Below are 12,564 nucleotides of genomic sequence, written 5' to 3' on the forward strand. Positions count from 1 at the left end.
GCCTATCTGGCCCGCCATGGCACGCCGGCCCACCCGGAAGACCTGCGCCAGCATCGCTGCCTGCATTACAGCTATGCCAGCGGCGGCAACGACTGGGCCTTCGAAAAAGACGGGCAGACCACGCTGGTGCGCGTCAATCCGGCGATGCGGGCCAACAATGGCGATGTCCTGCGCACCGCCGCGCTGGCCGGGCACGGCATCATCCAGCAGCCCGAATTCCTGGTCGGCGAAGACTTGCGCGCTGGCCGGCTGGTGCCGGTGTTGCCCGAGTATGCGCGCCCGCCCATCACCATGATGGCCGTCTATCCTCATCGGCGCCTGCTCTCGCCCAAGGTGCGCTCCTTCGTCGAGCACCTCGAAACGCATTTCGGCAAGCAAACTTCCCCTGCCGGCGGCGGACGCAACCGGTAGAATCAAGCCCATGACCGCGCCCACTCACTACTTCCCGGCCCCGCGCCGCGCCAATTTTTGCAGCCAATGCGGCTCGCCCATCCGCCACCGCGTGCCAGAAGGCGACAACCGCGAACGGGACGTCTGTGACCACTGCGGCGCCATCCATTACCAGAATCCGCGCATGGTGGTCGGCACGGTTCCGGTGTGGCAGGGACGTATCCTGCTGTGCCGCCGCGCCATCGAGCCGCGCTACGACACCTGGACGCTGCCCGCCGGCTTCATGGAGCTGGGCGAAAGCACCGCCCAGGGCGCCGGCCGCGAAACCCTGGAGGAATCCGGCGCGCGGATCCGGCTGGGCCAGCTCTACACCATCATCGACGTCCCCCAGATCGAGCAGGTGCACCTCTTCTATCTGGCCGAGGTGCTCGGCCCCGAGCTCGACCCCGGCCCCGAGAGCCTGGAGGCCCGCTTCTTCGACGAAGCCGAGATCCCCTGGGATGACCTGGCCTTCCGCACCGTCGCCACCACGCTGGAACGCTATCTGCGGGACCGCCGCTGCGGCAGCTTTCCGACGCATCACTACACGCTAGAGTCGCACCGCCCATCTTGAAGCTGCCCTGGCTGGACGCCGACACCCCGTTTCCGCCGGCCGACACGGCGCTGGCCGAACCCAACGGACTGCTGGCCGCCGGGGGCGAGCTGACGGTCGCCCGGCTGCGCCAAGCCTATTCCCAGGGTATTTTCCCCTGGTATTCGCAAGGCGAACCCATACTCTGGTGGAGCCCCAACCCGCGCATGGTGCTCGCCTGCGCGGATTTTTCACCTTCGCACTCCCTGCGCAAGAAGCTGCGCGGCCTGGCGCGTGCCGCACAGGACGCCTCGCCCCGGATCACGGTGCGCGTGGACACCGCTTTCGATGAGGTGATCGCGGCCTGCGCCGGCACGCGGCAGGGCCAGCCGGGCACCTGGATCACCGCCGAAGTGCAGGCCGCCTACCGGGCCTGGCACGCGGCCGGCCAGGCGCACAGCATCGAAACCTGGATGGACGGCCGATTGGCGGGCGGCCTTTATGGCGTCAGCCTGGGCGGCATGTTCTTCGGCGAATCCATGTTCGCCCATGCCACCGACGCCTCCAAGATCGCGCTGGCCCACCTGGTCGCCCTGCTCCAACGCCACGGCGTGGCCTGGATAGACTGCCAGCAACAGACACGGCACCTCGCCAGCCTGGGCGCGCGCCCCGTGCCCCGCGCCCGCTTCCTGGAGCACGTGGCGCGCGCCATCACGCTGCCCGCCCCGCCCTGGCGCCCGGGCACGCTCCTTCAAACCGGCGAGATCATCAGCGCGGCCGATCAGCGTTAATATGGATCTCGGCCGCGCCTCTATGCGCCGGCTGCCGAACGGATGAGCCAGCTCAAAGAACTTCCCTTTTCGACGCTACAGTTCTACGCCACCGCGCCCTACCCCTGCAGCTACCTGCCGGGCCGCCAGGCGCGGTCCCAGGTCGCGGCGCCCGGCCATCTGATCAATGCCGGCACCTATTCCCAGCTCGTGCAGCAGGGCTTCCGGCGCAGCGGCCTGTTTACCTACCGGCCGCATTGTGACAACTGCCGGGCCTGTACGCCGGTGCGGGTGGATACAGCCCGCTACGCGCCCAACCGCAGCCAGCGCCGCGCCTGGAAGGCCCATCAGGATCTGCGCGCCTTCGTGGCCGAGCTGGCCTGGTCGCCCGAACACTATGAGCTCTACACGCGCTACCAACAGGGTCGGCACCCGGGCGGCGGCATGGACGACGACAGCCGCAGCCAGTATGCGCAATTCCTCCTCACCTCGCGGGTCAACACCCGGCTGGTCGAGTTCCGCCGGCCCGACGGCGCGCTGATGATGGTGTCCATCATCGACGTCCTGGAAGACGGCCTGTCCTCGGTCTACACCTTTTACGATCCCGATGCGGCCGGCAGCCTGGGCACCTACAGCATCCTGTGGCAGATCGAACAATGCCGCATGCTGGACCTGCCCTGGCTATATCTGGGGTATTGGATCAAGGACAGCCGCAAAATGGCCTATAAGGCGGGCTTCCAGCCCCAGGAAATCCACGTCGACGGCCAGTGGCGCGCGCCCTGAGCGCGCTTGGCGCGGGCGCCGTCTCGCTTACAATTCCGCCTCATGTCTATCCTGTTCAATGCCTACCCCCTGGCCCGCCCGGCGCTGTTCGCCATGGACGCGGAAACCGCCCACGAAGTCACGCTCGCGGGCCTGCAGCGCGCCTATGACTGCGGCGCGACACGGCGCTGGCTGCATGACCAGCCCCGCCTGCCGACCACGCTGATGGGCATGCCGCTGCGCAATCCCGTGGGGCTGGCCGCGGGGCTGGACAAAAACGGCGCCCATATCGACGCCTTGGGCAATATGGGCTTCGGTTTCGTGGAAGTGGGCACGGTCACCCCGCGCGCCCAGCCGGGCAACCCCAAGCCGCGCATGTTCCGCCTGCCCAAGGCCAACGCCCTCATCAACCGGCTGGGCTTCAATAACCAGGGCCTGGATGCCTTCCTGGCCAATGTCACGCGCAGCCGCTTCCGCAGCGAAGGCGGCATCCTGGGCCTGAACATCGGCAAAAACGCCGACACGCCCATCGAGCGCGCGGCCGATGACTACCTCATCGGCCTGGCCGGCGTTTATCCGCACGCCGATTACGTCACGGTGAATATCTCTTCGCCCAACACCAAGAACCTGCGCGCCCTGCAAGGCGGCGACGAACTCTCCCAGCTGCTGGCCGCGCTGCGCGACAAGCGCGCCGAGCTCGCCCAGCAGCATCAGCGGCAGGTGCCCCTGGTGGTCAAGATCGCCCCCGACCTGACGCAGGAGCAGATCGACGTCATCGCCGACACCCTGCTGGCCAATGGCGTGGATGGTGTCATCGCCACCAACACCACCTTGTCGCGCGAGGCCGTGCAGGGCATGCCCCATGCCAATGAAGCGGGCGGACTGTCGGGCGCGCCGGTGCATGAGCTCTCCTTGGCCGTCATCGAGCGCCTGCGCCAGCGTGTCGGCACGGCGCTGGCCATCATCGGCGTGGGCGGCATCGTCTCGGGCCAGCAGGCCCGCGAAAAAATCGCCGCGGGCGCCGACGCCGTGCAGCTCTATACCGGCCTGATCTACCGTGGCCCCGGCCTGGTCGGCGAGTGCGTGGGCACGCTCAAGAATACGGCGCCCACCCGCTAAAGCGCGCAGCCGTCCGCCCGGGCAGCCGGGCGGGCCGCGCATAAAAAAAGGCCACCCCGTTACGGGTGGCCCTAATTCCAGCTCTGCTCTGTCACTCAACAGTACTACAGACACGGTCACAACAACAAGCCCACCGCGCGAAAAACCGGCGGCAAAAGCGCCGGTGGGCCATGGACCGTCAGCCAACCACTTGCATCAGGCCGAGCGGCGCGTGCGACCGGCGGCCTTGGTGGCGACTTCGGCGGCGTCCGAGGCCGCCTTGAACGTGGCGTTGGCCGCGGCGTTCAGGTTGGACTCGGCGACTTCGGCGGCCTGCTTGGCGGCCTTGGTCAGCGAATCGTAGGCGCTGTTGGCGGTCGCCAGCGAGGACTTGATCAGGGCAACCGCGCTTTCGGAACCGCTCGGCGCGTTCTTGGAGAACTGCTCGACGGCTTCCTGGAGCTGTTGTTGGCCTTCAGCGATCTGTTCTTCAGCCAGCTTGGCCAGATCGGCCTGGACGGTGTTGATGATGTCGTAGACATGCTTGCCGTAGGCCAGGGCCTTTTCGGCGCTGGGCTGCACCAGGCCGGAGGTGAAGGAAGCCGCATCCTGCGCATCCTTCAGATCGACCGCTTGCTGCGACTTCTGGGCAACCTCGTCCAGCGTGGCCTTGACCACCTTCAGGTTCAGGTCGACCAGCTTCTCGAAACCGCCGAAAACGGCGGTCTGGGCGGCGACCAGGGTCTGGATGGCGGATTTCTGGCGGGCCAGGACGTGTTGGGGGATGGCGCTCATAGGGGTTCTCCTTCACAGTAATTAGGATGGACCGGCCTCGTGGGCCGGTGACCTACCACCAAACGGGCGCGGACCTGGTGACCTCACCGCCGGCTCGTTTGCTGCAATGCACAATTCGTATTGTAGGTCGGAAAAAAAGGCTGTCAAGCTTTTTTTGTGCGTTGCAACAACAGAAGCAAATCCTTGTCTGCAAAGCATTTTTTGCCGGCCGTCAGGAATTTCCCCAGGGTGACGCATCAAGCAGAGTTTTCTACACTTGCCCCTCACCCGACTGATAACAATCCATTACAAGTCAGGCGAAGACAAGTCCATAAAAAAGTCATTCGCAGCGTTTTTCCCCTGCATTGGAGACTCCATGACCCGCCTTTCCCGCACGCTTACGGCAGCCTTCGCCGCTGGCACGATGTTCGCCGCCGGCAGCGCCCTGGCCGCCTACCCGGATCACCCCGTCAACATGGTGGTGCCCTTCGCCGCCGGCGGCCCGACGGATAACGTCGCGCGCTCCCTGGCGGAAGCGATGCGTCCTACGCTGGGCGAAACCATCGTCGTTGAAAACAAAGGCGGCGCGGGCGGCACCATCGGCACCAACCAGGTGGCCCGTGCCCAGCCCGATGGCTACCAGGTCCTGCTGATGCACGCAGGCTTCTCGACCGCGCCGTCGCTGTACAAGAGCCCCGGCTACGATCCCTACACCAGCTTCGCGCCGATCGGCCTGGTGGTGGACGTGCCCATGACCATCATCGCGCGCTCGGACTTCCCGGCCAACAACATCAAGGAACTGGCCGAGTACGTGAAGAAGAATCACGACAAGATCTCGCTGGCCAATGCCGGTATCGGCGCGGCCAGCCATCTGTGCGGCGTCATGCTGGCCGAAGCCTTCGGCGTGAACCTGCTCACCATCCCGTACAAGGGCACGGCGCCGGCCATGAACGACCTGTTGGGCAAACAGGTGGACCTGCTGTGCGACCAGACCACCAACACGACCCAGCAGATCACCTCGGGCAAGGTCAAGGCCTATGCCGTCACCAGCCTCAAGCGCGTACCCACGCTGCCCGACCTGCCCACGATGGACGAGTCGGGCTTCAAGGGTTTTGAAGTCGGTATCTGGCACGGCATGTGGGTGCCGAAAGGCACGCCCCAGGCCGTGCAGGACAAGCTCATCAAGGCGCTGCAGGCCGGCCTGGCCGACCCCAAGTTCCAAGACCGCATGAAGCAGCTGGGCGCCACGGTGCTGAGCTCGGACGCCAATCCCCAAGCGCTGGACGCCAAGGTCAAGCAGCAAGTCCCGCAATGGGAAAAGCTGTTCTCCAAGGCGGGTGTCGAAAAGCAATAACCCGTCAAGCGCCCGTCCGCGTGGACGGGCGGCTTCAAGGCAAATGCCCCCTTTCGGGGGCATTTGTCTTTGTGCCTGGACAGGCCGGTCCGTACTCAGGCCGCGGCCACGCTGCCGGGATGGCCGTCGGGCTCGAAGCCCAGGGCTTCGGAGATGGTCGCCGCCGCATCGGTGAGCAGGCGCACCCATTCGTCCTGGAGCCGTTCGGCCGGCGCGGAAATGGACAGGCCCGCCACCAGGCGGCCGGTATCGTCGCGGATGCCCGCGGCGATGCAGCGCACGCCCAGCTCCAGCTCTTCGTTGTCGCGCGCATAGCCGTGGCGGCGCACCAAGGCCAGTTCGCGCTCGAGGCGGTCCAGCTCGGTCAGGCTGTTGCGGGTATGGCCCGCCAGGCCGGTGCGCAAGGCATAGGCGCGCACCTGGCGCTGGTCCCAGGTCGACAGGAACAGTTTGCCGGTGGACGTCAGGTGCAGCGGCGCGCGGCCGCCAATGGCCCGCACGACCTGCATGCCGGAGCGCTCGCTCCAGGCGCGGTCGATGTAGACGATCTCGTCGCCCTGCTGCACCGAGAGGTTGATGGTCTGCCCGGTGGAGCGGTGCAGGTTGCGCATGATGCCGATGGCGGCCTCGCGCACATTGAGGCGGCCCTTGACCAGCGAACCCAGTTCAAGCAGGCGCATGCCCAGTTGGTACAGACCGTTGTCCACCCGCTCGACATAGCGGCCGATGACCAGATCGTTCAGGATGCGGTGTGCCGTGGAGGCATGCAGGCCCGTCGTGGCCGAGAGTTCTTTCAGCGTGACCGGCTCCGGCTGCGCGGCCAGGGCGTCGAGCAGGCTCATGGCGCGCTCGATCACCTGGATGGCGATTTGCGGCTGGCCGGCGTCGGGGTCCGGCGTGGTGACGGAGGCAGAAGGCAGACGGGACATGGTCTCAGGCGCGCGCCCAAATGCGGCAACGCAGCAAAATTTTATTTATCGTATTGTGAAATTCAGCCGGCGATTTGGCAACCGTTATTTGTAACCCGGCACGGCTGACATCAGCCTTTGACGGGCGGCACGAACTGTCCCCCTAATCGAAGGACCTCGGCGCGCAGGAACTCCAGCGCTTCGGCCGCCGGTTCGGGTTCGCCCTTGACGCCCAGCTCGATATGGCCCGGCGCGCCCGCCTCGCCCACGCTGGGCAGGCTGAAAGCCTTGACGGCGGGCCAGCGCGATTCCAGGGCCTGCAGGGACAGCGTGATGCGCGACTCCGGCATGTTGAACACCAGGAAGGAGTGCTCGCTGTGGCGCACGGTGTGCTGCAGCTCGCGGTAGCGGGTGTCCAGCGTCCATTCGAGCATGGGCCAGGCCATGACCGGAAAACCGGGCACGAAGCTGTGTTCGCGGATATAGAAACCCGGGATGCGGTTATACGGGTTGGGGATGATCTCGCAGCCGGCCGGGAAGACGCCCATCTGCAGGCGTTGCTGGTTCTCGGGCGTGCTCATGTCCACCGTGCCCTGCCCCTTGGCGGCGAGGTCATGCGTGCGCTGCACGATGGCCTCTTCGGCGGCGGGGTGCAGCGCAAGCGGAACACCCAGCGCTTCGGCGGCGGCCTGGCGGGTATGGTCGTCGGGCGTGGCGCCTATGCCCCCGCAGGAAAACACGATATCGCCGCTGGCAAAACTGCGCCGGTAGGCCGCCACCAGCGTGTCGCGGTCGTCCGGCAGGAACTCGGCCCAGGACAGCTTCATGCCACGGGCGCCGAGCATCTCGATCACTTTCGAAAAATGCTTGTCCTGGCGGCGTCCGGAAAGGATTTCGTCGCCCACGATGACAAGACCGATGCGGCGGGAAGCAGTATCTGCGGCCATGAGGATTCCTGAAGGGGGATTAGTTATCGATCACCAGCGGCTGGCGCGCGCGCAGGCGCTGCAGGCTGTCCAGGCCATAGTGCGCATACACCAGGCTGGAGTAGACCGGCAGGATGATCCAGGCCGGCGGCAGCAGGTTGAGCAGCGCGCAGACCAGGCCGATGATCCAGAAGCCGATGTTGTTGCGGGCCAGCAGCCAACGGCGCTCCTCGGGGCTGGCGTGCTCGACGATGGCGTCGACCCGCAGCATGCGCGAGAAGGCGAAGGCCCACCAGAACACCGACAGCAGCAGCGCCATGGGCGGCACCAGCCAGAAAGGCAGGGTCAGCAGCCAGCCGAGCGCGAACAGCACACTGACCCAGATGGCATTCCAGACGCTCACGGCGGTCGCGTTGCGGCCCAGCCGGGAAAGGCCGGCATATTCGCGCCGGCTCACATGGCGCAGCACCAGCGGCATGACGAAGACCGCGGCGATGGCCAGGCCCAGGATGCCCGATATCGGCAGCAGGATGGCGGCGGCCAGCAGCGGAACGAGATAGAGCTTGAGCGAAAACAGGCCAATGGCCACCAGCCAGTCGTCGACTCGGTTGACCATCTCCCATTGCGAGGCTTCGATGCGCAGCCAATCGGTCAGCGGCGTCCAGAACAGCCACAGCAGCAAGATGGCACCGACCAGGGCGATCAGGAAAGGCAGCAGCACGGCGAACAGCATGTTCGGGTGCAGCTGGGAGACCAGGGCGCGCTTGAAGGCGCGCGCGACATCGGCCCCGGTGCTGGCGGCGGACGCGGGCGGGTGGGGGGGGATGGTCATGGGCGCTGCCGGAAGAAATGCATGCCGGGTATGATAGTCAAACACGCTGCGATTTGCCCACATGCCTCTACTACTGCCCGGAACCGACTCCGCAAGCCTGCGCCAGGCCCTGGCGCGGCCCGACAGCTGGCTGGTCGCCTGTTTCTGCGCCGCCTGGTGCGATACCTGCCAGCAATACCGCCCCAAGCTCGAAGCCCTGGCGCAAACGCGCCCGGAGCATGTCTTCGCGTGGATCGATATCGAGGACCACCCGGATCTGCTGGGCGACGAGGATGTCGAGAACTTCCCCACCCTGCTGGTGCAGGCGGGAGGGCGCACGCTTTTCTACGGCACCATGCTGCCGCACATCGGCCACCTTGAACGGCTGCTCGACAGCCTCTCGGCCGACGCGCCGGCCGTCAAGACCGCGCTGCCGGATGTCCCTGCCCTGCTGATCCAGGCCTGATCCGCGCGCCGGCCAGGCCCGAAGGCATGCGGCCCCGCCCGCTCAGTTGGGCTTGCGGCTGCCGCCCAGCAGCACGGCCAGCTGGCGCTTGCCCGCGGCCGGCGCGCGCGGCGCCTCGGCCTCGGGCGCGGCGCTCGGCGCGGCAGGCACATAGGGCTTGTAGAAAAAGTCGTCGACCGGCTGGCGCGGCGCGCGGCGGCTGCTTTCGCGCCCGCCCTCGCGGCTGTCGCGATGCCCGCCCTCGCGGCCTTCGCGGCCGCTGCCGCGTTCGCCGCCGCGGCCGTGGCTGTGCGCCAGCAATTCGGCCGGAATCTCCAGCTTGCCGCGCGGCACCTGGCGCTTGATCAGCTTCTCGATGTCCAGCAGATAGCGTTCTTCTTCGCCTGTGAACAGCGCGATGGCCTCGCCGCTGGCCCCGGCGCGGCCCGTGCGGCCGATGCGGTGCACATAGTCTTCGGCGTTGTACGGCAGGTCATAGTTGATGACACAGGGCACGCCCGCGACATCCAGGCCGCGCGCGGCCACATCGGTGGCCACCAGGACTTCGAGATCGCCGGCCTTGAAGGCTTCGAGCGCCTTCATGCGGTCGGCCTGCGACTTGTCGCCGTGGATGGACTCGGCCTTCACGCCATCGCGCTCCAGCTGGCGCGCCAGGCGGGCCGTGCCGATCTTGGTATTGGAGAACACGATGACCTGCTTCAGGCCGCGCGACTTCACCAGGTGCACGACAGCGGCGCGCTTGGCCTCGCCCGACATCTGGTAGGCGATCTGCGTGACGGTGTCGGCGGTGGCATTGCGCGCCGCCACTTCGATCTCGACCGGCTGGTTGAGATAGGAGCGGCCGAGCTTGCGGATTTCATTGCTGAAGGTGGCGGAAAACAGCAGGCCCTGGCGCTGCGGCGGCAGCAGGCGGATGATGCGTTCCAGGTCGGGCAGAAAGCCCATGTCCAGCATGCGGTCGGCCTCGTCCAGCACGAGGATGCCGACCTGGCCGAGATTGACGTTCTTCTGCTCGACGTGGTCGAGCAGCCGGCCGGGCGTGGCCACCAGCACTTCGCAGCCGCGGCGCAGGGCTTCTTTCTGCGGGCCGATATCCACGCCGCCAAAGACCACTGCCGAACGCAGCGGCGTATGCAGGCTGTAGCGCTTGACGTTCTCGTAGACCTGGTCGGCGAGTTCGCGGGTGGGCGTCAGGATCAAGGCGCGCACCGGATGACGGGCGGGCGAGGCGCTGCTGTTGGCCAGCGGCATCAGGCGGTGCAGAATGGGCAGCGTGAACGCGGCCGTCTTGCCGGTGCCGGTCTGCGCGGCTCCCATGACGTCGCGTCCTTCCGCGACGACCGGAATCGCCTGCGCCTGGATAGGCGTGGGGCTGGTGTAGCCCGTCTCGGCAATGGACTTGAGCAGTAGCGGATGAAGTCCGAATTCGGCGAAGGTGCGCACCTCTGATGAGGGCGCGGCGGAGGAGGTAGATTCAGTCATCGGGATGGGCAGATACCGGGGCCACGGGAAAAGAACAAAACGGATTGCGGCTAGCCCGGATTGCTGTGGATAACTTTATTTTAGCGCAGCCGCGAGACAGGCCCCCCGCCGGGGCCCCGACGGGGCCTGGACGGGCGGGGCCGGCCCCTTGGGCGCCGCGGTTCAGGCCGCCAGCCAACGCAGGCCCCAGAGGGCCAGCATGCCGGCCACGATGACCAGCACGGCGCTGCGGGTGCGCAGGAAAACAATGACGCCCAGCAGGCCGGCGACCAGTTTGTAATCGAAAACCGGCCCCAACCCCGCTTTCCAGGGCAGGAAGTCCGGCACCACGATGGCCGTCAGAGCGGCCACCGGCGCATAGCGCAAGGCGCGGCGCACCGAATCCGGCAGCGGCAGGTAGTCGCCGAACAGCATGAAGCCGGCGCGCGTGATCACGCTGCACAGGGTCAGCAGCAAGATGGCGCCATAGACGTAGATTTCGTGGTCGTTCATCAGCGCGCCGACCGTTTGAAATACCGCTCGGCCCAGATCCCGGCGACGATGCCGGCAATCACGGCGGCGGCCAGCCCCAGGCGCAGCGGCAGCATCTGCCCGATCCAGGCCACCAGGCCGGCGGCCAGCACCGACACCACCATGGGCCGGGAATTGACCAGCGGCACGGTAATCGCCATCAGCGCCAGCACGGCGGCGAAATCCAGCGACCAGGCCGAGGGCACCATGCTGCCCAGGAAGATGCCGACGATGGAGGACGTCTGCCAGACCACCCAGCCCGGGCTGATGGTGCCCAGGAAGTACCAGAGCTGCTCGCGCGTGCCGCGCACGCTGGCCTCGCCGAAACGCGGCATGAACAGCACGAAACCCATGTCCGTCGTGAAATACCCCAGCCCCAGCCGCTTGGGCCAGCTGAGGTGCCGGAAATACGGCTGCAAGGCCGCGCCGAAGATGATGAAGCGCAGATTGACCACGAAGCCGGCCGCGAAGATCAGCCAAAGCGGCGCCCCCGAGGCGATGAGGGGCAGCGAAGTCAGCTGGGCCGAGCCGGCGTACAGCAGCAGCGTCATGGCCAGGGCCATGGACTCGGTCAGGCCGGACTTGACCATGGCCACGCCGGTCACCAGGCCCCAGGTGCCGGTGGCGATCAGGGCCGGAACGATCGCATGCACCCCCTGGCGGAAAGCATCGACCCGCTCGCGGCGGGCCTGCTGGGCATCTTCAAGCGTACAGTCGGAAGAATCAGAAGCCACGGCCAGGCCTCTGGGGGAACGACGACATGGGGCTCACGGGATTAGGATGAAAGCGGGGTTTGCGCCCCGGCACAGGACCAAGGCACGAATAGACCCTTATTGTAACCTTCCTGCTTGATACAATACGGCGCACTGGAAGGAGGAAGGCATGCCGATGGCTCATCGCAATGGATTCGTCTGGACGGCCGATGTCGCCGGGCGGGCCGTTTTTGCCGGCCGCGCCGTTGCCGGCCGCGCTGTTGCCGGCCGCGCCCTTCCGCCCTCCCTCCGATGCCAAGCCGCCGACCACGTCCCGGCGGCGATGAACCTTTCCCACGATTGATCGTCTTACGTTTTTTTAGGAACGTCCCATGACCGCAGCTGCCCAAGCCGCGCAAAATGCCATCGAAGTCGGCGCCGAAGATCTCCCGGTGTATTGCCCTGGCCCCAAGGCCCCCCTGTGGAGCATGCATCCGCGCGTCTTCCTCGACGTCGCCCACACCGGCAGCGCCCGCTGCCCCTACTGTGGCACCGAGTACCGGCTCAAGCCCGGCACGGTCGTCCACGGCCACTAACCGCCGCGCCACGCGCGCTTGCCCCGCAGCCATGTTCGCCACTCCCGACGAAGCCGAGCACGCTTTCTACGAAGCCCTTGAGCAGGCCGACGCCGACCGGCTCATGCAGATCTGGGCCGACGACGAAGAAGTCGTCTGCATCCATCCGGGCGGCCTGCGCATCGTGGGGCATACCGCCGTGCACGAATCCTGGCAGCAGGTGCTGGCCAATGGCCCGCTGCACATCCGCCCCCTGCGCCCGGTCGTGGTGCAGAGCATGATGTGCGCGGTCCACGTCCTGGTCGAACAGATCACCGTCCTCACGCGGGAAGGCACCCAGTTCGCCAACTGTTACGCCACCAACATCTATCACAAAGGGCCGACGGGCTGGCGCATGGTCATGCACCATGCTTCCCAGGCGCCGGCCGAAGCGGGCGTGCTGGATCTGCACGACGTCCCGGACCGGTTGCACTAG

The 12,564-nt window shown here is 66.7% G+C and carries 16 protein-coding genes; 9 read left to right on the forward strand and 7 right to left on the reverse strand.

Features of this window, described 5'->3' with window-relative positions; translation table 11 throughout:
- The 5 genes from AXA74_RS03685 to AXA74_RS03705 all read left to right on the forward strand — a co-directional run.
- Positions 1-411 (forward strand): substrate binding domain-containing protein (locus AXA74_RS03685; protein WP_211269875.1); only part of this gene is annotated, 411 nt, incomplete at its 5' end.
- Between the two features lie 10 nt (positions 412-421).
- Complete coding sequence (locus tag AXA74_RS03690; RefSeq protein WP_032977830.1) at positions 422-1,003, forward strand: NUDIX hydrolase; 582 nt, start codon at positions 422-424, stop codon at positions 1,001-1,003.
- Positions 1,000-1,752, forward strand: a complete 753-nt coding sequence (aat, locus tag AXA74_RS03695) for a leucyl/phenylalanyl-tRNA--protein transferase (RefSeq protein ID WP_029578986.1) — start codon at positions 1,000-1,002, stop codon at positions 1,750-1,752. Before AXA74_RS03690 ends, aat begins: the two co-directional genes overlap by 4 nt.
- Before the next feature lie 42 nt (positions 1,753-1,794).
- On the forward strand, positions 1,795-2,514 hold the full coding sequence (locus AXA74_RS03700) for an arginyltransferase (RefSeq protein WP_029578985.1): 720 nt from the start codon (positions 1,795-1,797) through the stop codon (positions 2,512-2,514).
- A 42-nt stretch (positions 2,515-2,556) separates the two neighbouring features.
- Entirely contained in the window at positions 2,557-3,612 is a 1,056-nt protein-coding gene (locus AXA74_RS03705; RefSeq protein WP_029578984.1) for a quinone-dependent dihydroorotate dehydrogenase, read from the forward strand.
- Between the two features lie 195 nt (positions 3,613-3,807).
- Here the strand turns inward: AXA74_RS03705 and phaP are convergent, their stop codons facing one another.
- The gene (gene phaP / locus AXA74_RS03710; RefSeq protein WP_029578983.1) at positions 3,808-4,386 is read right to left on the reverse strand and encodes a TIGR01841 family phasin; all 579 of its coding nucleotides are present in this window, start codon (positions 4,384-4,386) and stop codon (positions 3,808-3,810) included.
- A 355-nt stretch (positions 4,387-4,741) separates the two neighbouring features.
- Between phaP and AXA74_RS03715 the strand changes: the two genes are divergently transcribed.
- On the forward strand, positions 4,742-5,719 hold the full coding sequence (locus tag AXA74_RS03715) for a tripartite tricarboxylate transporter substrate binding protein BugD (RefSeq protein ID WP_029578982.1): 978 nt from the start codon (positions 4,742-4,744) through the stop codon (positions 5,717-5,719).
- 95 nt (positions 5,720-5,814) lie between these two features.
- On the opposite strand, the gene AXA74_RS03720 is transcribed toward AXA74_RS03715, so the two are convergent.
- The 3 genes from AXA74_RS03720 to AXA74_RS03730 form a co-directional block, all read right to left on the reverse strand.
- Positions 5,815-6,648, reverse strand: coding sequence for an IclR family transcriptional regulator (locus AXA74_RS03720; protein WP_029578981.1), 834 nt, complete (start codon positions 6,646-6,648; stop codon positions 5,815-5,817).
- Positions 6,649-6,758: 110 nt separating this feature from the next.
- On the reverse strand, positions 6,759-7,574 hold the full coding sequence (locus AXA74_RS03725) for a competence/damage-inducible protein A (RefSeq protein ID WP_029578980.1): 816 nt from the start codon (positions 7,572-7,574) through the stop codon (positions 6,759-6,761).
- A 19-nt stretch (positions 7,575-7,593) separates the two neighbouring features.
- A complete protein-coding gene (locus AXA74_RS03730) occupies positions 7,594-8,385 on the reverse strand; it encodes an EI24 domain-containing protein (protein WP_126623666.1) in 792 nt (263 codons plus the stop codon).
- 61 nt (positions 8,386-8,446) lie between these two features.
- Between AXA74_RS03730 and AXA74_RS03735 the strand changes: the two genes are divergently transcribed.
- A complete protein-coding gene (locus AXA74_RS03735) occupies positions 8,447-8,830 on the forward strand; it encodes a thioredoxin family protein (RefSeq protein WP_029578978.1) in 384 nt (127 codons plus the stop codon).
- 42 nt (positions 8,831-8,872) lie between these two features.
- On the opposite strand, the gene AXA74_RS03740 is transcribed toward AXA74_RS03735, so the two are convergent.
- From AXA74_RS03740 to AXA74_RS03750, 3 genes are all read right to left on the reverse strand, one after another.
- Positions 8,873-10,312 carry a DEAD/DEAH box helicase gene (locus AXA74_RS03740; protein WP_126623665.1) on the reverse strand — a complete coding sequence of 480 codons (1,440 nt, stop codon included), beginning with the start codon at positions 10,310-10,312 and terminating at the stop codon, positions 8,873-8,875.
- Between the two features lie 162 nt (positions 10,313-10,474).
- Positions 10,475-10,804, reverse strand: coding sequence for an AzlD domain-containing protein (locus AXA74_RS03745; RefSeq protein ID WP_029578976.1), 330 nt, complete (start codon positions 10,802-10,804; stop codon positions 10,475-10,477).
- Complete coding sequence (locus tag AXA74_RS03750) at positions 10,804-11,475, reverse strand: AzlC family ABC transporter permease (protein WP_370736519.1); 672 nt, start codon at positions 11,473-11,475, stop codon at positions 10,804-10,806. Before AXA74_RS03750 ends, AXA74_RS03745 begins: the two co-directional genes overlap by 1 nt.
- A 431-nt stretch (positions 11,476-11,906) precedes the next feature.
- Between AXA74_RS03750 and AXA74_RS03755 the strand changes: the two genes are divergently transcribed.
- Both AXA74_RS03755 and AXA74_RS03760 read left to right on the forward strand, forming a co-directional pair.
- Positions 11,907-12,110, forward strand: coding sequence for a zinc-finger domain-containing protein (locus AXA74_RS03755; RefSeq protein WP_029578974.1), 204 nt, complete (start codon positions 11,907-11,909; stop codon positions 12,108-12,110).
- A gap of 31 nt (positions 12,111-12,141) precedes the next feature.
- The gene (locus AXA74_RS03760; protein ID WP_029578973.1) at positions 12,142-12,564 is read left to right on the forward strand and encodes a YybH family protein; all 423 of its coding nucleotides are present in this window, start codon (positions 12,142-12,144) and stop codon (positions 12,562-12,564) included.

Source organism: Bordetella hinzii LMG 13501 (assembly GCF_001548475.1).
GTDB lineage: Bacteria > Pseudomonadota > Gammaproteobacteria > Burkholderiales > Burkholderiaceae_B > Bordetella > Bordetella hinzii.

Excerpts from the sequence above, each read along its gene's own strand:
- AXA74_RS03690 (WP_032977830.1), top strand. The coding sequence starts at position 422 with ATGACCGCGCCCACTCACTACTTCCCGGCCCCGCGCCGCGCCAATTTT.
- AXA74_RS03700 (WP_029578985.1), top strand. The coding sequence starts at position 1,795 with ATGAGCCAGCTCAAAGAACTTCCCTTTTCGACGCTACAGTTCTACGCC.
- AXA74_RS03705 (WP_029578984.1), top strand. The coding sequence starts at position 2,557 with ATGTCTATCCTGTTCAATGCCTACCCCCTGGCCCGCCCGGCGCTGTTC.
- phaP (WP_029578983.1), bottom strand. The coding sequence starts at position 4,386 with ATGAGCGCCATCCCCCAACACGTCCTGGCCCGCCAGAAATCCGCCATC.
- AXA74_RS03715 (WP_029578982.1), top strand. The coding sequence starts at position 4,742 with ATGACCCGCCTTTCCCGCACGCTTACGGCAGCCTTCGCCGCTGGCACG.
- AXA74_RS03720 (WP_029578981.1), bottom strand. The coding sequence starts at position 6,648 with ATGTCCCGTCTGCCTTCTGCCTCCGTCACCACGCCGGACCCCGACGCC.
- AXA74_RS03725 (WP_029578980.1), bottom strand. The coding sequence starts at position 7,574 with ATGGCCGCAGATACTGCTTCCCGCCGCATCGGTCTTGTCATCGTGGGC.
- AXA74_RS03730 (WP_126623666.1), bottom strand. The coding sequence starts at position 8,385 with ATGACCATCCCCCCCCACCCGCCCGCGTCCGCCGCCAGCACCGGGGCC.
- AXA74_RS03735 (WP_029578978.1), top strand. The coding sequence starts at position 8,447 with ATGCCTCTACTACTGCCCGGAACCGACTCCGCAAGCCTGCGCCAGGCC.
- AXA74_RS03740 (WP_126623665.1), bottom strand. The coding sequence starts at position 10,312 with ATGACTGAATCTACCTCCTCCGCCGCGCCCTCATCAGAGGTGCGCACC.
- AXA74_RS03745 (WP_029578976.1), bottom strand. The coding sequence starts at position 10,804 with ATGAACGACCACGAAATCTACGTCTATGGCGCCATCTTGCTGCTGACC.
- AXA74_RS03755 (WP_029578974.1), top strand. The coding sequence starts at position 11,907 with ATGACCGCAGCTGCCCAAGCCGCGCAAAATGCCATCGAAGTCGGCGCC.
- AXA74_RS03760 (WP_029578973.1), top strand. The coding sequence starts at position 12,142 with ATGTTCGCCACTCCCGACGAAGCCGAGCACGCTTTCTACGAAGCCCTT.